Genomic DNA, 18,663 nt, shown 5'->3' with positions numbered 1-18,663 from the left:
AATGTCTCCCACCATCCAGATCTGGTCCGGGCGGGAAGTCCGCGCGCTTCGCGAGGCGAAGCGGATGAGCATCAGGGCGTTCGCCGCGCACCTCGGCGTGAGCGAACGCATGGTGTCGAAGTGGGAGGCCGCCGGGTCCGGCATCCATCCCCGCCCGGTGAACCAGGCGGCGCTGGACTCATCCCTGGCCACGTCGAGTTCCGACGAGCACGTGAGGTTCGCCGGGCTGGTCGCCCCGGCGGCGCCGGACGGGGACGCCCACGCGGCGCCCGGCGGCCCGCAGCCCCTGGCCGGCGGGCATCACCAGGTGCGGCATCCGATCGACGGCAAGCTGATGACGCTCGTTGACGCCGGGGTCTTCCTGTGCGGCCCCCACGACGACCCGGTCTATCTCCCCGGCTTCTACATCGACATCTTCCCGACGACCAACGCCGACTACGCCAGATTCGTCGCCGCCACCGGGCACCGACGGCCGGGCCACTGGAACCAGGACTCCGGCCCGCCCGGCCAGCTGTCCGACCACCCGGTCGTCTTCGTCACCTGGCACGACGCGGCGGCCTACGCCGAGTGGGCCGCCAAGGCGTTACCCACAGACCGGCAGTGGGAGAAGGCCGCGCGGGGCGTGCGCGGCGACGTCTACCCCTGGGGCAACCAGCTGACCCCCGCCAAGTGCAACGTCCGCGAGAGCGGCCCCGGGACCACGACCCCGGTCGACCGCTACCACAGCGGCGTGAGCCCCTACGGCGTCTACGACATGTGCGGGAACACCTGGGAGTGGCTGGGCACCCTGTCCCAGCCCTCCCGTCACGAGCTCAAGGGCAGCGCCTTCACCAGTCCGTTCATCCGCGCCACCCCGTCCACCTTCAACGACGCCTCCGTCGCCATGCTCGACGACGACACCGGCTTCCGCTGCGTCACACCGGCCGAGACCCTGCGCGCCCTGCTGAAGATGACCGGCTAGCAGTCGACGTAGCCGGACCGCGTGGCCCGGTACGCGCACGAGTCGACCGGCCTGCCGTCCGCCCGGCGCAGGTAGGCGGTGTCGGCGTCGTTGTTCCAGACGTACGCCCGGCGGCCCCAGAAGAGAGTGGAGGTGCCGCTGTCGCCCTGGCCGGTGCGGACGGTGATGGTCTTCCCCGGCTTGATGGCCAGCACGCCGAAGAGGTACTTGTAGCCGGTCTTGTCGTGCAGAACCCACTCCTCCAGGTTGATCGCCTTACGCGTGGTGTTCTTGATCCGCACGTACTCCGCGTTGAGACTCGCGTTCCCGCGCCGGTCGACACCGGGAGAGTCGTACCAGACCCGGGTGATCTGTACGGCGGGCGCAGCGGCGGCCTGCGCGGACGGAGCGACGGCGACCAGGCTGCCGGCCAGGACGACGACGGCACCAAGAGAGCGAACACGCACGGATGACTCCTTATGCGGCAATGGGACGCCATAAGGGACGGGGCGCACGGCCGGCCGGTTGTCGCCACCGTCGATCTGGAACTCCAGGAAGACGGCCATCTGTGGGGGGACACAATGGTTCATTCGCGACGAGAGGAGGACCGTCGGCCGTGAGGGGCGGATGAGTTTCCATGTGCGCGACGGCCTGCCGTCGGATGCCGAAGAGATCCTCCGGGTCAAGAACGACGGGTTCGCCGAGCCGGAGGTCCACTACCGGATCGTGTTGTGAGCGAGCTCACAGGACGTGGCCGCCGCGGGCGGCGAGGGCGTATTCGCGGAGTGGGGGGGTGAGGCGGCGGTGGGTGCGGAGGAAGTCGTCGATGGTGGTCTCTACCTGGTCGGGGTAGTTGTGGTGCCAGTGGCCGAGGCCGTGGAGGCCGCTTTCGACGCAGGCGATGTTCTTGCCGGCCAGGTTGTCGCGCATGACGGCGAGCAGGGCGGAGTCGATGCGGCGGTGGTAGGGCTCCTCCGGCCTTCCCCAGCTCGGGAAGTTGTCCCACCACATGTAGCAGATGCTGTTGAGTGGCTCCTCCGGTGGTGTCTCCACCCCGTTGCTCATGATCCGCCGGCAGTGCGGGGCGAAAAGGTTCTCGTACATCGCGCGGATCGCTTCGACGCACCCGAGCCGCAGGGCCACGTCGACCTGCTCGTCGTAGAGGGTGTAGAGGAGATCGCAGCGGGGGCTGCTCAGAAACCACAGGCCGTCGTTTATCTGCTGGGTCGAGTAATTCTCGACGAGCCGTCCGGCGGTGGTGAAGAAGTCGGTGAGCCCGCGGATGATCTCGTGCGGGGGGTCGTCGTGATCGATGTCGTCCTGAACGATGAGCAGGCGGTGCGCCCACTGGTCTGAATCCACCATCACCTCGTGTGGGTCTGATCTTCATGGTGTGGGACGTTCCAACGGGGTGACGGGTTGCCGGTTCTGTCCGCATCCGGCCAGGAAGTGACAGCTGGAATACCCGGAATGTCCGGCCGGTTTGTGCGAAAGCCGGACCGACTACCTCGGGACGGTACGAGTACGGCGGATCGCATCCGGTCCGTGTCCCTCAGCGAAGGATCAGCCGTGACCACTCAGGCGACGAGCGTCACCCGCACCGTCGATCGTGTCGAAGCGAAGACCGCGCTTGGGCCTGACGCCCAGGTGGACGACAAGGCGATCATCATCGCGCCGAACAACCCCGCCCGGACGGACCCCTTCCTGGTGCTGGCGGAGGACTGGTTCTCCTCGCCCGGGTTCGAGTGGCACCCGCACCGGGGCATGGAGACCGTGACCACAGTGGTGGACGGCGTGCTGGAGCACGGCGACAACGCGGGGCACGTGGGGGCGCTGGAGAGCGGCGACGTGCAGTGGATGACGGCCGGCCGGGGGATCATCCACCGCGAGCTGGCGTACCGGAACGAGCACGCGCACACGTTGCAGCTGTGGCTGAACCTGCCCGCGCGGTCGAAGATGGTCGACACGCGGTACCAGGACCTGCTCGGCAAGGCGCGGCCGGTGGTCACGACGACGCCGGGGGTCCGGGTGGACGTGGTCTCGGGGGCCGCGGCGGGGGTGCAGGGGCCCGCGCTCAACCACTGGCCGATCACGGCGGTGATCGTGACGCTTGAGCCCGGGACGTCCCTGGAGCATGTGATCCCGGCGGCGCACCGGGCGTTCGCGTACGTGCTGCAGGGGGAGGCCGCGATCGCGGGCCGGCGTGCCGTGGCGGGGGAGATCGCCTGGTCGGACCCGGTGTCCCGGGACGGCGGGGACAGCGTCCTGCGGATCGATGCGCGGGACCGGGAGCGGGTCACCAAGCTGATGGTCTACAGCGGGCAGCCCATCAGGGAGCCGATCGCCATGGGCGGGCCGTTCGTGATGAACAGCAGGGTGGAGATCACCAAGGCGTTCGAGGACTTCCACGGCGGCAAGTTCGGCGACGTCCCGCGCTTCGCGCGCCTCAAGTACCGCTAGACGGGACGGCGGCCCGCCACCTGGAGGACGGGGTGGCGGGCCGTGAGCGTCAGCGGCCCGCTCTGGCCGCGTGCTCGTGGGCCGTGCGCAGGGCGGACGTGAAGGTGGAGACGGGCTGGGCGCCGGAGACGCCGTAGGTGCGGTCCAGGACGAAGAACGGGACGCCGGTGGCGCCGAAGGCGTGGGCCTGGGCGATGTCGGCGGCGACGTCCTCGGCGTGGTCGTCGCCGGCCAGGACGCGGCGGGCCTCGCCGGCGGGGACGCCCACCTCGGCGGCCAGGCGCACCAGGGTGTCGTGGTCGTCGAGGATCTCGCCCTCGACCAGGTTGGCGCGCATGAAGCGCTCGTGCGTCTCGGCGCCGAGGCCGAGGGTCTTGGCCAGGTGGGTGAGCCGGTGCGCGTCGAAGCTGTTGGCCACGAACGCCCGGTCGAAGTCGTACTCCAGGCCCTCCCGCGCCGCGAGCCCCTTCACGTGGTCGGTCATCTCACGGACCTGCGCGGGGGAGCGGCCGGTCTTCTTGGCGAGGCTCTCGTACACCGGCTCCCGCACGCCCTTGGGCTGGCCGGGGTCGAGCTGGAAGCTGCGCCACTCGACCACCACCCCGGCGGCGTGCTCGAACCCGGCCAGCGCCTGCTCAAGCCGCCGCTTGCCGATGTAGCACCACGGGCACATGATGTCGGACCACACTTCTACCCGCATCGACCTCTCCTCGCTCACAACCAGCAGCTCTCGCCCCCCCGCTCGTGTCCGGGTCAGATGTCGGCGACCTCCAGCGTCCACTCGCAGGGCGAGACGACGCTCAGGTGGAAGGTACCGGCCCGGTACTGCGGCGCGGTGTCCCGGCCGTTCGGGCCGGCGGCGGTGACCGGGATGTCCACGGGACCGTCGCGCCCCATGAGGGAGACGATGATGTTGCCGTGGCCGCCGGGGAACTCCGCGCAGTCGTAGGTGTAACGAATCTCCCATGTCGCGTCCACGGTGAACTGCCGGGTGTTCTTCGCGCCCGTGCCCGCCTCGGTGGCCAGCACGGTGCCGCCACCGGCCTGCGTGCGCCGCGTCGGCTGGGTGACGGGACCACCGGGCGGCTGGGTGACCGGGCCGTCCGACGGCTGGGTGACGGGACCGCCGGGAGGTTGCGTGACCGGGCCGTTCGACGGCTGGGTGACCGGGCCGCCGGAAGGCTGGGTGACCGCGCCGCCGGGCGGCTGGGTGGTGGCCGCCGGTGCGGGGGTGAACGGCTGGATGGGGGACGCGGGCTGTTCGGCGATGGTGGGCAGCGGTGCCGGGGCCGGTTGGCGGGGGGCCGGGTCGAGCAGGGGGGTGCCGACGGTGATCAGGGCCGCGGTGCAGCTGGCCAGTACGACCAGTGGCAGGCCGGCCGCGAACAGCCAGAACAGCGGGCTCCGGCCGTGCGGCGGAGGTGGGGGAGGGGGCGGCGGGGGGTCGTACCCCGGTGGCGGGTGGCCGTACCCAGGAGGCGGGTAGCCGTAGCCAGGAGGCGGCCCGTAGTACGGGGACGGTGGGCCCTGCTGGTACGCCATGGCGAGCACTCCGGCGGGAGGGAAGGGGACGGGACGAACCGGAGGACGCGTGCGCCCGGCCCGGGGGTTACCAGGTGAGTCAGATCGTTATGGCCCCCAAACCATCCCGAATCCGTCGCAAACACAACCATAGCCGCGGATGGGCATTAAGCTCATGCGCCGTGATTCAGCAATATTCGGTAGAACAAAACTCTATTAATACGGCACCCGAAACCGAGGCCGAGCCCGAAAAGGAAAGCGGCAGCGTCGTAGAGCTGCTCGAACGCATCGGCTCGGTCGTGCTGCCGGTCGGCGTCGCGCTGTACGCCGTCCTCTACATAGGCGTGGAAGAGATCTACGGCGTCTTCGGCGTCAGCCCGCAGCAGGCGGGCATCGACCAGGCCGTCCTGTTCGGACGGTTGTCAGGCGCCCTGGTGCTCCTGCTCATGGTCGGCATCCCGGCCCTCGGCCTCATCGTCGGGCTGCTGTGGCTGCTCAACAAGATCACCGCCGGTGCGGTCGCGTGGGTGGCGCGGGCCGTGCGCCGGCGCCCGTGGGTGGCCGCGCTGGTGGCGGCGTTGTGGTCCGGCGCCACGTACTGGGGATTCGTCAGCGTCTTCGCCGAGCTCGACCTCGTCGTCATGGTGATCATCGCCGTCGGGCTGGGCGTGCTGACCTTCCTGATCCCGTTCCGGCTGCTGCGCCGCAAGCCGGTCGGCCGGGCCGGGATGAAGCTGCTGGTGGGCGCTTTGACCGGTCTCGGGCTGGGCTTCCTGCTCATCATCCAGCTGCTGACCTCGGCGGTGGACGCCCACCAGACCGGGCGGTCGAACCTGCTGCTGGACGCGGTGGGCTTCCAGAACCAGTGGACCGTCCTCAACAACCCCGAGGACGGCAAGCCTCTCTACGACGGACGCCGGATGATGCTGCTCGGTGAGAGCGAGGGCACCTACGTCCTGTACGACTGCGACAAGGGCGAGACCATCCGCCGGCCGATCGAGGCCACCGGACTCGGCGCGCTGGAGCTCGACCCCGAGCAGCCGGAGGGCTACGCCTGCGGCTCCCTCGCCGAGGAGGAGTAGCCGCGCGGGAAAACGGGAGGTCATGGCCCGGCCGGGCCCGTTACGCTCGGCCGATGGACACGATCTACCCACCCAAGCTGAGATCAGGTGACATCGTCCGGGTGGTGGCCCCGGCCGGCTCCCGGGCGATGATCATGGAGCACGACCACAGCGCGATCATCGATCGCAGGTTCGCCGAGCTCGGCCTGACGCTGACCTACGGCCGCCACGTCGACGAGCGGGACGCCTTCGACTCCTCCAGCGTGGCCTCCCGGGTGGCCGACCTGCACGACGCGTTCGCGGACCCGTCGGTGTCGGCGATCCTGACGGTGATCGGCGGCTACAACTGCAACGAGCTGCTGCCGCACCTGGACTGGGACCTGATCCGCGCCAACCCCAAGATCCTCTGCGGCTACTCCGACATCACGGCGCTGCAGAACGCCGTCCTCGCCCGGACCGGCCTGGTCACCTACTCGGGGCCGCACTGGTCGACGTTCGGGATGCGCGACCACTTCGACCAGATCCTGCACTGGTTCACCGCGGTCCTGACCGGCACCGATCCGGTGGAGCTGACCCCGGCGGAGACCTGGACCGACGACCTGTGGTTCCTGGACCAGGACAAACGCGACCCGATCCCGGGTGAGGGATGGTGGCCGATCCGGCCGGGCGCCGCCGAGGGGCGGATCGTCGGCGGCAACCTCTGCACTCTCAACCTGTTGCAGGGCACGCCGTACATGCCGTCCCTGGACGGGGCGCTGCTGATCCTCGAGGACGACTTCGAGTCGCACCCGGCGACCTTCGCCAGGGACCTGACCTCGCTGCTCCAGCTGCCGGACGCCGCGGGGGTCCGGGGGCTGGCGATCGGGCGGTTCCAGCGGGCCAGCGGCATGACCCGCGCCCTGCTGACCCAGATCGCCGAGAACCAGCCGACGCTGGCCGGGCTGCCGGTGCTCGCCAACGTCGACGTCGGCCACACCTCCCCGCAGGCGACGTTCCCGATCGGCGGCGAGGCCGCGCTCACTGTCGACGGCGCCCGATCGAGCCTGGTGCTGCTGCGGCACTGAACACCGCGAAAGGTTCAAAATCGCGCGTGAGAGAACGGCCCCGCCGGGCGGCCCGTATCCCCAGGCAGGGCTCACCGCGCGCCGGACCGGGAAGTGCGGGCCGCCGGGCCCCGGCGTGATCTTTCCTTGACGGTCCGCCGGGAGCCGATCTAGCGTCCGCCGCGAACCGCGAGCGCACGGGCCGCCCAGCGACGCCGCACCGGACGCGACGCCCCGAGCCGCGGGAACAGCGGTCCAGCGTACGTGAAGGAGCGAGCCGATGGCCCGGCGCATTCTCCTGGTATTCGGCGCGATCGTCCTGGCGCTCGGCCTGACGCCCGTGGGCCCGGCCGGCGCGGCCGCGGTCACCGTCCCCGTGGGAGTCACGTTCACCGACACGACGGGCGCCGCGCTGCACGCCCACGGCGGGGGCATGCTCAAGGTCGGCTCCTACTACTACTGGTTCGGCGAGAACCGCAACGCCGACTCGACGTTCCGCTACGTGTCGGTCTACCGCTCCACCGACCTGCGTACCTGGGAGTTCCGCAGGAACGTGCTCACCCAGAACAGCCACTCCGAGCTGCGGACGGCCAACATCGAACGGCCCAAGGTGATCTACAACGCGAGCACGGGCCAGTACGTGATGTGGATGCACAAGGAGAACGGCCGGGACTACGGCGAGGCCAGGGCGGCGGTGGCGGTCTCCTCGACGGTGGACGGCGACTACACCTACCTGCGCAGCTTCCGGCCGCTCAACCACATGTCCCGCGACATCACGACGTTCGTGGACAGCAACGGCACCGCGTACATGATCTCCGCGGCGAACGAGAACGCCGACCTGCACGTCTACCGGCTCACCGCGAACTACACCGACATCGCCGCGCTGGTGCACACGCTGTGGCGGGGCTCGTACCGCGAGGCGCCCGCGATGTTCAAACGCGGCTCGGTGTACTTCCTGCTCACCTCGGGCGCGACCGGCTGGGCCCCCAACCAGCAGAAGTACGCCACCGCGTCCAGCGTCGAGGGCACCTGGAGCGCACTGCAGAACATCGGCGACGGGACGGCGTACAGCTCGCAGACCGCGTACGTCCTCACGATCCAGGGCAGCGCCACCACGTCGTACCTCTACCTCGGCGACCGCTGGGCCGGCGCCTGGGGCGGTCCCGTCAACGACTCGCGGTACGTCTGGCTGCCGCTGCAGTTCCCGTCCGCCACGACGATGAGCATGGCCAACGCCACCTCGGTGACCGTCGACACGGAAACCGGCTCGCTCTCCGCGACCGGCCTGTCGTTCGAGCGCCTGAACGTCCGGCACTCCGGCAAGTGCGTGGACGTCCGCGACGGCTCCACCGCCGACAACGGCGTGATCATCCAGTGGACCTGCAACGGTGGCACCAACCAGCAGTGGAACATCCGCGACGCCGGCGGCGGCTACGTGCAGATCGTGGCGAGGCACTCGGGCAAGTGCCTGGACGTGACCAGCGCCGGCACCGCCGACGGCGCCGGGGTGATTCAGTACACCTGCGGCACCGGCACCAACCAGCAGTGGCGCGTGCAGACGACGAGCGACGGCTACGTCACCTTCGCCGCCCGCCACTCGGGCAAGTGCCTGGACCTTCCCGGCAGCGGCACCGCCGACAACATCCAGTTCAAGCAGTATCCCTGCACCAACGCCACCAACCAGCAATTCCGCCGCACCGCGCTCTGACCGCGGCACGTCGCGTGCGCCGGGCGGGTCACCCCTGCTCGGCGCCGAGGACGAGGAGGAGATGTTCCTCGCCGTCGTGGTGCACGGGGCCCACGGGCCGGAAGCCGCTCTTGAGCAGGAGGCGCACCGAGGCGGTGTTGGTGCTCGCCGGGTCGGCGTACAGGGGCCGGGTCCTCTCCTTGGCGAGGAACAGGGCGAGGGCCCGGGTGCCGATGCCCTGCGCCCAGTAGCGGCGGTCGAGCCAGTAGCCGATGTAGCGCTTGTCCTCCTCCCACCAGGCGACCAGGTGGCCGGCGGGGAGGTCGTCGACGGTGATGGCCTGGACGTGACCGGTGGGGTTGGCGAGGATGCGCGTGGTCCAGTGAGTCATGAAACGGGTGCGTTCGCGCGAGGGGAACCTGGCGCGGCGGGACGCCTCGGGGTCCTGTTCCTGCTCGTAGAACACCTCCAGGTCTGATTCCCTGACGTCTCTCAGCTGCACCTCGTGGCTCATGGGGAGAGTCTGCCGGGCGGGACCGACAAATCCGGGGCAGCGGACGCGGGGCGCGGTGCGCGAGGATGGCGCCTGTTCGCGGCTGTTCACGGACGGATGGGATCTCGGTGCGGGTCGGCGGGGTACGCAGGGCGGCGCTGGTCACGGTGTGCCTGGTGGCGGCGGGCGGCGTGCTGCGCGGGTCGGTGGGACCGCCGGTGTGGCCGGCGGAGTCGGCGGTCTGCGCGGAACGGCCTGCGACACCGGTTCCCCGGGCGTTCGGCGGGCCGGTGGTCCTCGGGGAGGACGGGCACACGAACGTCAGGGCCGTGGCGTTCGGGCGGCTCGGCGGGCGGCCGGTCGCCGTCAGCGCCGGGCAGGAGGGGACGCTGCGGACGTGGGCGCTGCCGGGCCTGACACCGGTCGGGGAGCCCGTGGAGGCCGGTGGGCCGGTCCGGCGCATCGCCTCCGGGTCGGTGGCCCCGGGGGTGCGGCTGGCGGTGACCGGCGGGCCGGACGACCGTACGCCTGCCGGAGGCGGGCCGGGCGACGGTGCGGCGGACGGGGACGGCGCGGGAAACGGGGCGGGGAACGGGGCGGGGGACGGCGGGGTGTTCGCGATGGCGGGTGGGATGGAGGCCTGGGCCGAGCCGGAGAACGCGCGGGACGCGCGGCTGGACGGGCGGGACGTGCGGGTGGTCGCGGGGGACGAGCTGCGGGTGGTGGACGCGGCGTCGGGGCGGGACGTCAGGCCGCCGGTGCCCCTCGGGGAGGACAACGGGGTCAACGCGCTGGAACTGATCACCCTCAATGGGCGGCTCACGGCCGTGGTCAACGCCGACGGCGGGGACGAGAACGAGCCGGGGCCGGATCCGCTGCGCTTCTGGGACCTGGAGAGCGGCAGGGAGGCCGGCCGGATCGACGGGGATTTCGCCATCGTGCGCCAGGCGCGCGCCGGCGGTAGGACGGTCCTGCTGACGGTGAATCGCGGCACGGACTACTACGACCTCGCCGACCCCCCGCCGCTCGGCTCCGTCTCGGTCTGGGATCCCCTCACGCGAAAGCAGATCGCGCTGATGCCGGGCAACCCCCCGGCGCCGGGCGCGCAGGGCGGTGAGGACGTGGGGTTCTTCCGCGAGGCCGTCACCGCCGTCTCCCTGGCCGTGGGCGAGGTGGACGGCCGGTCGGTGGCGCTGACCGGCGGCGGCGACAACACCGTCCGGCTCTGGGACGTCGCCACGGCCACACAGCTCGCGGCCACCGTCCCGCCGGGGCACACCGACGAGATCTCCGGTGTCGCGGTCACCGAGCGGGCGGGCAGGCCCGTGGTGGTCACCGGCGGGTGGGACGGCCGGGTCATCCTCTGGGACCCCGTCACCCGGCGCCGGATCGGCGACCCGCCGCCCGCCCGGGACGGCCCCGTGTGGACCGTCACGACCGGTCGCGTGGGCGGCAGGCCGGCCGTGGGGACCGCCGGGGCGCGCGTCGTGAGCGTCCAGGACCTGGCCACCGGCACCACCGTCCGGCAGATCGCCGCGGGGGACGGCGGCTCGCGGACCGCCATGCTGGGCGACCGCCTGGTGCTGCTCGACGTCGCCGCCGGGCGGGCCCGGCTGTGGGACCCCGCCACCGGCGAGCGGATCGGCGTGGACGTGCCGGTCGGCGATCGGGTGCCCGCCGGGCTGCTGACCCCGGCCGAGCTGGACGGCAGGCCGGTCGTCGTCGTCAACCTCAGGCGGCGGGCCGAGATCTGGGACGTGCGCGCCGGCCGCCTGCTCGGCACGGTGAGCGGTGTGAGCGCCAGTGAGGGTGTGGCCGCGGTGGGCCGGATGCGCTGCACCACCGCGGCGATCACGGCCCGCGGCCGGACCGTGTACGTCTGGGACCTGCGGACCGGGAAACGGCTCACCCGCCCCCTGCGCGGGCACACCGGCACCGTCGTCGGGATCCTCTTCGGCAGGCTCGGCGACCTGCCCGTCGCGGTGACCGCCGCCGTCGGCGGCGACATCCGGGTGTGGAACCTGCTGGACGGGAAACAGATCGGGGACCCGCTGCCGGCCGGGAACCGCCTTCCCCGTGTCGCGCTCGGCCCCGCGCTCGGCCACACCGTCCTCGTCGCCGGGGGACGGGACGAGCGGGTCCGCATGTGGGACCTGAGCGTGCCGGGGTGACGCACTCCGCCGCGGGTGGACGGCGGCGCCGTCCGCGGTGTGCACTTGTGTCAGGGCCTTTAAGGGCGTGCCTGACCCGCGCCGGGCGTGAGCTGTCCCTGCCTGCCGGAACGCGGGAACGTGGTGCATCGTGATCGAGCTGGGGGCGCGGGAGCGCAAGCAGGCTCCGCCGCCGCGAGTGGTGTGGGAGTGCCTGACCGAGCCCAGGCGGCCGGGGGTACGGTCGTGGCTGGAACTGCGGGAAGGGGAGATCGAGCCGCGGATCATCGAGGCGGTGTGCCCCACGCTGGTGGTGTGGTCGTCGCTGTGGCCGGCCAGGCCGAGGGACGTGATCCGGTTCGATCTCAGGGACGCCGGGGACGGCTGCGCCCTGCGCTGGACCCTGCTGTCCCCCGACGAGGCGCCCGGTGACGCGCTGCTCGGGCACCTGCGTCACCGCCTCAACTACCTGATCAACGCCAGGCTGCGGTACTCGTTCGGGCAGTGACCCTCACGGCATCCAGTCGTAGACCACGTCGGGCTCGCCCGGGTCGTCCTCGTACCCGGAGACGGCGAAGCCGTGACGCTCGTACAGCCGGCGGGCACGGGAGTTCACGAGGTACGTGCGCAGGGTCAGACCCTCCGGGCGGGCCCGCTGGGCGTGCCGCAGCAGATCGCCCCCGATCCCCTGGCCCTGGTGCTCGGGGGCGACGTACAGGTGCCCGACCTGGTCGATCGCGTAAGCGATGAACCCGGCGACCCGGCCGTGCCGCTCCGCCACCCACACCTGGTGGGCGTACCCGCAGCCGAGGAACCCGCCGATCCACTCGGGCGTCCCCACGTCCGGCTCGCTGACCCGCAGGTACGGCAGCGTGGCCGTGGCCGCCAGGAAGACCCACCGCACCTCCACCGAGTCCCCGACCCAGCCCCGCCGCACCAGCGGCACGGCGTCCCCGATCACCAGATCCGCCAGGTACGCCAGCCGCCCGGCGTACGCGTCACCACCGGACCGCCGCGCGTCCGGACCACGGTTCCCCGCGCCCGGATCGCCGTCGGCCCGCCGCAGCCGGGCGGCGCGGCGGCGCAGGTCCGCCCACCGCTCGGGGGGCACCCGCCCGCCGGACCGCAGGTAGCCCCGGACGATGTCCGCCACCACCCCCGCGTCCCCCTCCTCGGGTGGCGGCGTGGTCCCGCCGACCATCGCGGCCCACCGCGTCCGCACGGTGCGGTACACCGCCTCGTGCGCGTCCGGCCCGTGCCATCGGGGTCCGCCGCGGTGCCGGGCCTCGTCGGCGCGCAGCCCGTGTCCCTGCCGCTTCTGCGCCCGCCGCCGCCCCGAGAACGCCGCCAGCTCGCCCAGCCACGCCGCCCTGCCACGCTCCAGCACCCCGAGCCCCCGCAGCAGTGCCCCCTCGTCGCGGTCGACCGGCCCGGCGGCCTCCGTCAGGTACTCCCAGGTCGCGGCGAACCCGAGCGGCATGTACGCCCCGGCCGCCCGCCGCAGCGCCGCGTACCGGTGGGAGTGGAGCAATGTGCGGTCCCTGACCTGGCGCGCGTGCGTCCCGAAGCTCATGCGAGTCCCCAACTTCCAGCGAGAAGAACCTACATGGGTCACATAGTAGGAAATTTCCCCTCTAAATGGGGTGAGTGCTACTAAGTCCTAGATAACTAATTTGGTCGATCTAGAAGAGCGTGCCGGACGGCCGGGGGTGGATGCGGCGTTTTCGGATTTGTCGCGCGTATTCTGGTTGATAGGTAAACCATACGACGAAGCTACGCATCACATTGTGGGGTCGCTGTAATGCGTCGGGGGCATCCAGTGGTCTTCTCCTCATGCCGCCTCATTACGCAAAGGTCGTGCCGTGTCGCAGCACTTCGAGCCCCGTCATCAGGCAACGAGCCCCTACCCCGCGTACGTCGAACCCGTCAACGGGTTGCGGCCGAGGGCATTTCCGTTCTACATCGTCTGCGATGTGTCCCAGTCCATGTGGGCGCCGCGGCCGGACGGCAAACCTGCGCCTTTTGACTACCTTGCACCATGTGTCCGAGAAATGCTTTTCGAGCTCGAGGCCGACGATCCCGAGGTGAGCGAGGCCGCGCACGTTTCCATCATCGCGTTCCACGACCGGGCCGAGCTCGTGCTGCCGCTGACCCGGCCCTGCAACGCGAACGAGGTGCCCGCGCTGCCCAAGGGCGGCCAGACGAACTACGCCCATGTCTTCGAGACGCTCCGCCCGCTCATCGACGCCGACTGCGCCAGGCTGGAGCGCGACCACCGGCGCAAGACCCCCGTCGTCTTCTTCGTGACCGACGGCAACCCGTACGTCGGTCAGGCGCCGCAACCCCTGGACGTCTGGCTGCCGCCGCGTGACCGGCTGGTCGACCGGTCCGCGCCGTACCCGGCCCATGTGGTGGCGATGGGCTTCGGCGAGGTCATGGAACAGACCCTGTGCCAGGTCGCCACCGAGTTCAGGGGACACAAGCTCGCCTACGTGGCGGTCGACGGCCACGAGGCGGCGAAGCTGGTGGCCGACATCGTCGAGTCGATCTGCATCAGCATCACGGCCTCGGTCACCGGCCCCGACTTCGCGATCTACGTGCCCGGCAGCATGCGGCAGGTCCGCTGCGAGTCGCTGTGAGGACCCCACGGGTGGTCACGGCCGGTGTCCTGGTGCTGGCCGTCGTGGCCGGGCTGTCCGGCTGCTCGGCCGGATCCGGCATCGGCGGGTCCACGCCGGATCCCGTGCGCGAGACGGTCACCGTCGTGTCGTCGCAGGAGCGCGCGGAGAGATTCGCCGCCGAGGTGGTCGCCGCCGCGCTGCGGCGCGCCGGCCACGAGGCCCGGACGAAGACCGCCGGGGACGTGGCCGAGGCACTGCGGCAGCCCGGTCCGGTGGTGAGCCTGGTCTTCGACGTCGACCTGCTCGAACACCGGAAACCCGGCGGCTACACGGGCGTCACTGCCGGGGACCTGGAAGCCGAGGTGCGCAGTGCGCTGCCCGCGCCGTACAACGCCATGGAATTCATGCGGCTCACCGGGCGCGACGTGCTGGTCTACCGCGACGGGAAGGTGAAGCGCGAGACCATCGAGCGTCGCCTGGCGGAGCCGTCGACGGCCAAGCCAAGTCCCGCCCCCACCCGGCCCGGCCCTCCCGTGCGAGGCGGACCGGTGAGGGCCCTGGACCCGGGCGGCGACACCACGGTGGTCGTGCGGGACACCCTGGGGACCGGGCTGCGGGGGGCGCTGGAGCGCGCCTACCCGTGGATGAACCTCAGTCTCCAGCCGGTGGGGGGCATGAGCGAGGGTCTGCGCAAGGGCACGATCCCTGTCGCGATCGTCCCGGACACGGTCAAACTCGGAGACGGGTACCGGCGCTCGGAGATCCCCGGCGAGGTGCTTCCAGGACGCACACTGCTCGCCCTGGGCAGTAAGGACCTCGGAGAGCCGGCGTTGCGCGTGGTGCGGGACATCGCCCAGTGGCTCAGCCCGGAAGAGATCCGGGCTGCCGTGTCGTCGGGCGCCGACCTCCCGCAGGCCGCGGGTCGGTCGATCAGTCAGTACGGCGTGCTCCCGGCCGTCGAGCCCTCGCGGTCGTGCACGGGGACCTGCGAGCGGCAACTGGGATTCACGGCGTTCCTGTTCGTGCTGCTCGGCGTGATGATCGGCGTGGCACTGATGGTGCTGGCGGGCGTCGCGCGGAGAAAGGCCACCGCCGGGGCACGAGGGCGGCACGGTCGCGGCGACGAGGAGACGAGCATGTTCCCTGTGCCGGCGGGCTGGTACGGCACCCCACCACGGCAGGAGGCCGGTGGCGTACCGGGACGGGACTGGCGGCCCGCCAAAATCGCCAGGCGGTCCACCGGGCCACCCGGGGGCACGTCACCCGCGCCTCCGATCGTTGCTTCCCCCACGCCGGAGACGCCGCGGGCCACCGTCGGGCAGGACGGCGAGGCGGACCTCACCGCGCCGCTGGTCGTCGGCAAACCGCCCAATCCGGCACGGGTGAGGCTGCCGGATGAGACGACCTCCGCGCGGGCGGGCATCGCGGTGGACGGAGGGATGCTCGGCGAGACGACGGTGCGGGCGGCCACCGTCCGCGGGCGCTCGCACGCTCACCGGGGCGACTTCCGGCAGGACGCCTACGGCATGCGCCTGAGCACGGACGGCAACTGGGTGATCGTGGCGGTGGCGGACGGGCTGGGCAGCGCGGCGAACTCCGACACGGCCGCGAACGTCGCGGTGCGCGCCGCCCTGGCCGAGATCGACCACGCCCTGACCGCCGCGGAGGCCGAGCTCGCGACGGGCCCCGGCGGCGGCACGATGGTCCGGGACGGGGATCCGCCGCCCCGGGGCGAGAGCCCGGTCGCGGTGGCCGGTGGCGGCGCCGTGGTGCGGGACTGGCCCGCGGTCATGGGCCGGATCGCCTCGGCCGTACGGGAGGGGACGGCCGGCCTGCCGAAGGCGGCGTCCGGCGGATCCCGCGGGCGGGGGCCGGTCGGCAGGCCGGCCACCACCCTGACCGTCGCGGTGGTCCCCGCGGCCGGGCCGGGGCGGGCCGTGTGCGCCGCGGTGGGCGACTCGCCGGCCGTGCGCCTGTCCGGCGGCGACTGGCACGTCCTGGTGGGCACGCCCGCCAAGGACGCGATGTACGAGAACGTCACACCGTCCCTGCCGGGCGGCTCGAAGACGCTCCAGGTCAAGGAGTTCGACTGGGTGACGGGGGAGCTGTTGATCCTCACCAGCGACGGCTTTCACGACGGGCTGGCCGACGGGCGCGACGGGTTCGCGCGTGACGTCGCCGGCAGATGGCGGCGGCCACCCGGGATGCTCGCCTTCCTGCGGGACGTCGATTACCGGGCGTCCGGCTACAACGACGACCGCACGGTCCTGGCGGTCTGGGGCGGCATGTACGACGGCGGTGTGCCGTGAGGGGGGACGACGACCGCTGGATCGTCCCGTCCGAGGAGCTGAGGTTCGTCGGCGGCGCGGAGACGATGCGGTTCCACACCGGCGGGCAGAGCGACCGGCCGATGCTGGTGCACGGCGGTGAAGGGGGGAGATACCTCCTCAAGCCGTACAACCGGGATACCCGCCGGGATCTGTACGAGCCGGCGCTGCGGGACATGGTCCTGTGGCGGCGCGGGCTGCCGCCCGAGGAACGTGCCGAGCTCGACCGCCGGTGCGCCTGGCCGATATTCGCGGTCGGCGCACCCGGCGAGGTCGAGGGCATCCTGATCAACCTCGCGCCGCTCGCCATGTTCGAGCGGCGCGTCCGGGAGGGCGGGGAGATCAGCGAGGTGCCCCGGCGGCTGGCCGAGCTGACCCGGGGGCCGCACCGGGGAGCGGAGCGGGCCCGGCGGCTCGGGCTCGACCGGGGATACTACGAGCCGCCGCGCAAACTGGCCGTGCTCGGCGAGCTGTTCGGCACGGTGAACTGGCTGCACGAACGCGGATACGCGGTCGGCGACCTGCATCTCGGCAACGCCGTCTTCACCGTCGACCCGAAGCACCAGGTGTTCCTGCTCGACTGCGACTCCTGCGTCCCCCTCGGCGGGCGCGGCGTCATGCGGCAGGCCGACCCCGAGCAGTTCAAGCTGCCCGGGGAACGGCGGGACGACCCGTTCGGCAGGGACTCCGACCACTACAAGTTCGCGTGGATGGTGATCCGCTGCGTCCAGGAGAAGGCCGAGTGCTGGGAGCCCGACCCGGAGATCCTGTGCCGCGTGATGGGCGCCGAACTGGCCCGGCGGCTCGTCCGGTGCGCGCGCGGCGTGGAGTCCCCCGGGCTGGACGAATGGCTGCGCGCGGAGACGGCCGCCTGGCCCGGCCTCGTGATCGGCGACCGCATGTTCGTCAGCACCGATCGCACCACCCGCGAGATCTGGCCGCCGGGCGTGTCCGCGGCCGAGGTGCCCGCCCTCACTCCCGCGCCGGCTCCGTCGCCCGCCACGGTGGCCGTACCGGCACGCGTCACCACCCCGGTGCCGCTTCGGCCGCGGCCGGTGCGCCCGGTGCGGCCTGTACGTCCGGTGCGCGCCGCGTTGGTGGCCGCCGGGGTCATAGCCTTTCTCCTGATCGTGTCCCTCCTTTTGATCTTTGGAGGGCGATGAACATGCCAGTCGAGCCGCTGCGCGCCGGTGATCCCACGCGCATCGGGCCGTACCGCCTGCTGGGCAGGATCGGATGCGGCGGCCAGGGATGCGTGTACCTCGGCAAGGCACCCGGGGGGCGAGAGGTGGCGGTCAAGGCGCTGCACGTCGGCGGGGCCGACGACGGCGCCGCGCGGCGGCGCTTCGCCCGGGGGCTGCGTGCGGCCAGGGCCGTCCCCGCCGAGCACACGGCCGTGGTGTACGAGGCCGACCTGGACGGCGACCTGCCGTACATGGTCATCGAGTACATCGACGGCCCGTCGTTGCAGCAGGCGGTCGAAGGCCGGGGGCCGATCGCCGGCACGCCGCTGCGCCGCCTGGCGACGCAGATGGCCACCGCCATGGTGGCCATCCACGAGGCCGGGGTGGTGCATCGCGACCTCAAGCCCGCCAACGTCCTGCTCGGCCCGGACGGCGCGCGCGTGGTCGACTTCGGCATCGCCCAGGCGGCGGAGGCCACCGCGTTGCAGTCCAGCGTCGTGATGGGAACGTTCGCCTACATGGCGCCGGAGCAGTTCGGCGGGGAACCGGCGGGTCCGGCGGCGGACGTCTTCGCCTGGGCGGCGACCGTGGTGTTCGCCGCGACCGGCCGCCCGCCGTACGGCGAGGGCGGGAACGTGGCGGCCGTCATCCACCGCATCATCCACGACCAGCCCGACCTCGGTGCGCTCGCCGGCCCGCTGCGGTCCATCGTGCTGCGCTGCCTGGCCAAGCGCCCGGCGGAACGGCCCACGGCGTGGTGGGTGCTCCAGGCCATGCTGGCGCGCGGCGCCGTCCCGGCGGCGGCGCCTCCCGCGGCCGGCAAGGGTGGCACGGGCGGAGACGTGGGTGCGGCCGGTGTGCCGCCGCTGCGCGTCACCGTCGGCCGGGCGGTGCACGTCCTGGACGGTACGCGGCCGTACACTGTCGGCGGCCACGGCTGCACGATCGAGGTCGCCCGCCTCTCCGGGGAGCTGCTGTACCTGCGGTACCGCGGCGCATGGATGGTCCGGGTGCGGATACCGGACGCCGACATCCGCGTGGAAGGAGGCCGGCGGCACCGGGACACCTTTACACTGGCCGAGCCCGGCGCGCGCGGCACGATCAGCGCGTACGTCGGGGAGTACAGGGTCACCTGCAAGCTCGATCTGGAGACCTGCTGACCCATGGGAACCTGAC

General features: G+C 72.0%; 17 protein-coding genes. 11 read left to right on the top strand and 6 right to left on the bottom strand.

From position 1 onward, the window contains the following. Nucleotide 1 precedes the first annotated feature (1 nt). Nucleotides 2–961: an SUMF1/EgtB/PvdO family nonheme iron enzyme gene (locus ACFP1K_RS01680; RefSeq protein ID WP_380746322.1), complete on the top strand. Its 960-nt coding sequence runs from the start codon at nucleotides 2–4 to the stop codon at nucleotides 959–961. Here ACFP1K_RS01680 and ACFP1K_RS01675 read toward each other — a convergent pair. Together ACFP1K_RS01675 and ACFP1K_RS01670 are read right to left on the bottom strand one after the other, a co-directional pair. Continuing rightward, nucleotides 958–1,407 (bottom strand): lamin tail domain-containing protein, encoded by a 450-nt coding sequence (locus ACFP1K_RS01675; RefSeq protein WP_380746320.1) that lies wholly within the window; start codon nucleotides 1,405–1,407, stop codon nucleotides 958–960. The two genes, ACFP1K_RS01680 and ACFP1K_RS01675, sit on opposite strands and share 4 nt — an antisense overlap. A 274-nt stretch (nucleotides 1,408–1,681) precedes the next feature. Beyond that, nucleotides 1,682–2,305, bottom strand: a complete 624-nt coding sequence (locus ACFP1K_RS01670; RefSeq protein ID WP_380746318.1) for a hypothetical protein — start codon at nucleotides 2,303–2,305, stop codon at nucleotides 1,682–1,684. 204 nt (nucleotides 2,306–2,509) lie between these two features. Here ACFP1K_RS01670 and ACFP1K_RS01665 point away from each other — a divergent pair, with 204 nt between their 5' ends. After that, nucleotides 2,510–3,400, top strand: coding sequence for a pirin family protein (locus tag ACFP1K_RS01665; RefSeq protein WP_380746316.1), 891 nt, complete (start codon nucleotides 2,510–2,512; stop codon nucleotides 3,398–3,400). A 49-nt stretch (nucleotides 3,401–3,449) separates the two neighbouring features. On the opposite strand, the gene ACFP1K_RS01660 is transcribed toward ACFP1K_RS01665, so the two are convergent. Together ACFP1K_RS01660 and ACFP1K_RS01655 are read right to left on the bottom strand one after the other, a co-directional pair. Beyond that, the gene (locus ACFP1K_RS01660; protein ID WP_380746315.1) at nucleotides 3,450–4,100 is read right to left on the bottom strand and encodes a DsbA family oxidoreductase; all 651 of its coding nucleotides are present in this window, start codon (nucleotides 4,098–4,100) and stop codon (nucleotides 3,450–3,452) included. Nucleotides 4,101–4,153: 53 nt separating this feature from the next. After that, nucleotides 4,154–4,942, bottom strand: coding sequence for a hypothetical protein (locus ACFP1K_RS01655; RefSeq protein WP_380746313.1), 789 nt, complete (start codon nucleotides 4,940–4,942; stop codon nucleotides 4,154–4,156). Between the two features lie 161 nt (nucleotides 4,943–5,103). Here ACFP1K_RS01655 and ACFP1K_RS01650 point away from each other — a divergent pair, with 161 nt between their 5' ends. The 3 genes from ACFP1K_RS01650 to ACFP1K_RS01640 all read left to right on the top strand — a co-directional run bounded on the left by ACFP1K_RS01650 (nucleotide 5,104) and on the right by ACFP1K_RS01640 (nucleotide 8,733). Further along, nucleotides 5,104–6,003, top strand: a complete 900-nt coding sequence (locus ACFP1K_RS01650; protein ID WP_380746311.1) for a hypothetical protein — start codon at nucleotides 5,104–5,106, stop codon at nucleotides 6,001–6,003. A 53-nt stretch (nucleotides 6,004–6,056) separates the two neighbouring features. Continuing rightward, the gene (locus tag ACFP1K_RS01645; RefSeq protein ID WP_380746309.1) at nucleotides 6,057–7,046 is read left to right on the top strand and encodes a S66 peptidase family protein; all 990 of its coding nucleotides are present in this window, start codon (nucleotides 6,057–6,059) and stop codon (nucleotides 7,044–7,046) included. Nucleotides 7,047–7,305: 259 nt separating this feature from the next. After that, a complete protein-coding gene (locus ACFP1K_RS01640) occupies nucleotides 7,306–8,733 on the top strand; it encodes an RICIN domain-containing protein (protein WP_380746307.1) in 1,428 nt (475 codons plus the stop codon). A 28-nt stretch (nucleotides 8,734–8,761) separates the two neighbouring features. Here the strand turns inward: ACFP1K_RS01640 and ACFP1K_RS01635 are convergent, their stop codons facing one another. Then, complete coding sequence (locus ACFP1K_RS01635; RefSeq protein WP_380746305.1) at nucleotides 8,762–9,226, bottom strand: GNAT family N-acetyltransferase; 465 nt, start codon at nucleotides 9,224–9,226, stop codon at nucleotides 8,762–8,764. A 107-nt stretch (nucleotides 9,227–9,333) separates the two neighbouring features. Here ACFP1K_RS01635 and ACFP1K_RS01630 point away from each other — a divergent pair, with 107 nt between their 5' ends. Together ACFP1K_RS01630 and ACFP1K_RS01625 are read left to right on the top strand one after the other, a co-directional pair. Beyond that, nucleotides 9,334–11,376 carry a WD40 repeat domain-containing protein gene (locus ACFP1K_RS01630; RefSeq protein ID WP_380746303.1) on the top strand — a complete coding sequence of 681 codons (2,043 nt, stop codon included), beginning with the start codon at nucleotides 9,334–9,336 and terminating at the stop codon, nucleotides 11,374–11,376. Nucleotides 11,377–11,506: 130 nt separating this feature from the next. Continuing rightward, the gene (locus ACFP1K_RS01625; protein WP_380746301.1) at nucleotides 11,507–11,863 is read left to right on the top strand and encodes an SRPBCC family protein; all 357 of its coding nucleotides are present in this window, start codon (nucleotides 11,507–11,509) and stop codon (nucleotides 11,861–11,863) included. Nucleotides 11,864–11,866: 3 nt separating this feature from the next. Here ACFP1K_RS01625 and ACFP1K_RS01620 read toward each other — a convergent pair whose 3' ends face one another. After that, the gene (locus ACFP1K_RS01620) at nucleotides 11,867–12,928 is read right to left on the bottom strand and encodes a GNAT family N-acetyltransferase (protein WP_380746299.1); all 1,062 of its coding nucleotides are present in this window, start codon (nucleotides 12,926–12,928) and stop codon (nucleotides 11,867–11,869) included. Between the two features lie 289 nt (nucleotides 12,929–13,217). Here ACFP1K_RS01620 and ACFP1K_RS01615 point away from each other — a divergent pair, with 289 nt between their 5' ends. The 4 genes from ACFP1K_RS01615 to ACFP1K_RS01600 are packed head-to-tail and all read left to right on the top strand — an operon-like array spanning nucleotide 13,218 to nucleotide 18,647. Continuing rightward, entirely contained in the window at nucleotides 13,218–13,994 is a 777-nt protein-coding gene (locus tag ACFP1K_RS01615) for a vWA domain-containing protein (protein ID WP_380746297.1), read from the top strand. Between the two features lie 11 nt (nucleotides 13,995–14,005). Next, nucleotides 14,006–16,285: a protein phosphatase 2C domain-containing protein gene (locus tag ACFP1K_RS01610; RefSeq protein ID WP_380746295.1), complete on the top strand. Its 2,280-nt coding sequence runs from the start codon at nucleotides 14,006–14,008 to the stop codon at nucleotides 16,283–16,285. Next, nucleotides 16,282–17,466 (top strand): hypothetical protein, encoded by a 1,185-nt coding sequence (locus tag ACFP1K_RS01605; protein WP_380746293.1) that lies wholly within the window; start codon nucleotides 16,282–16,284, stop codon nucleotides 17,464–17,466. The genes ACFP1K_RS01610 and ACFP1K_RS01605 overlap by 4 nt, the downstream gene beginning before the upstream one ends. Then, nucleotides 17,463–18,647, top strand: coding sequence for a serine/threonine-protein kinase (locus tag ACFP1K_RS01600; protein WP_380746291.1), 1,185 nt, complete (start codon nucleotides 17,463–17,465; stop codon nucleotides 18,645–18,647). Before ACFP1K_RS01605 ends, ACFP1K_RS01600 begins: the two co-directional genes overlap by 4 nt. Nucleotides 18,648–18,663: the final 16 nt, after the last annotated feature.

The sequence above is a fragment of the Sphaerisporangium aureirubrum genome, assembly GCF_042658925.1.
Taxonomy (GTDB): domain Bacteria; phylum Actinomycetota; class Actinomycetes; order Streptosporangiales; family Streptosporangiaceae; genus Sphaerisporangium; species Sphaerisporangium aureirubrum.
This window is presented reverse-complemented; position numbering and strand designations above follow the sequence as displayed.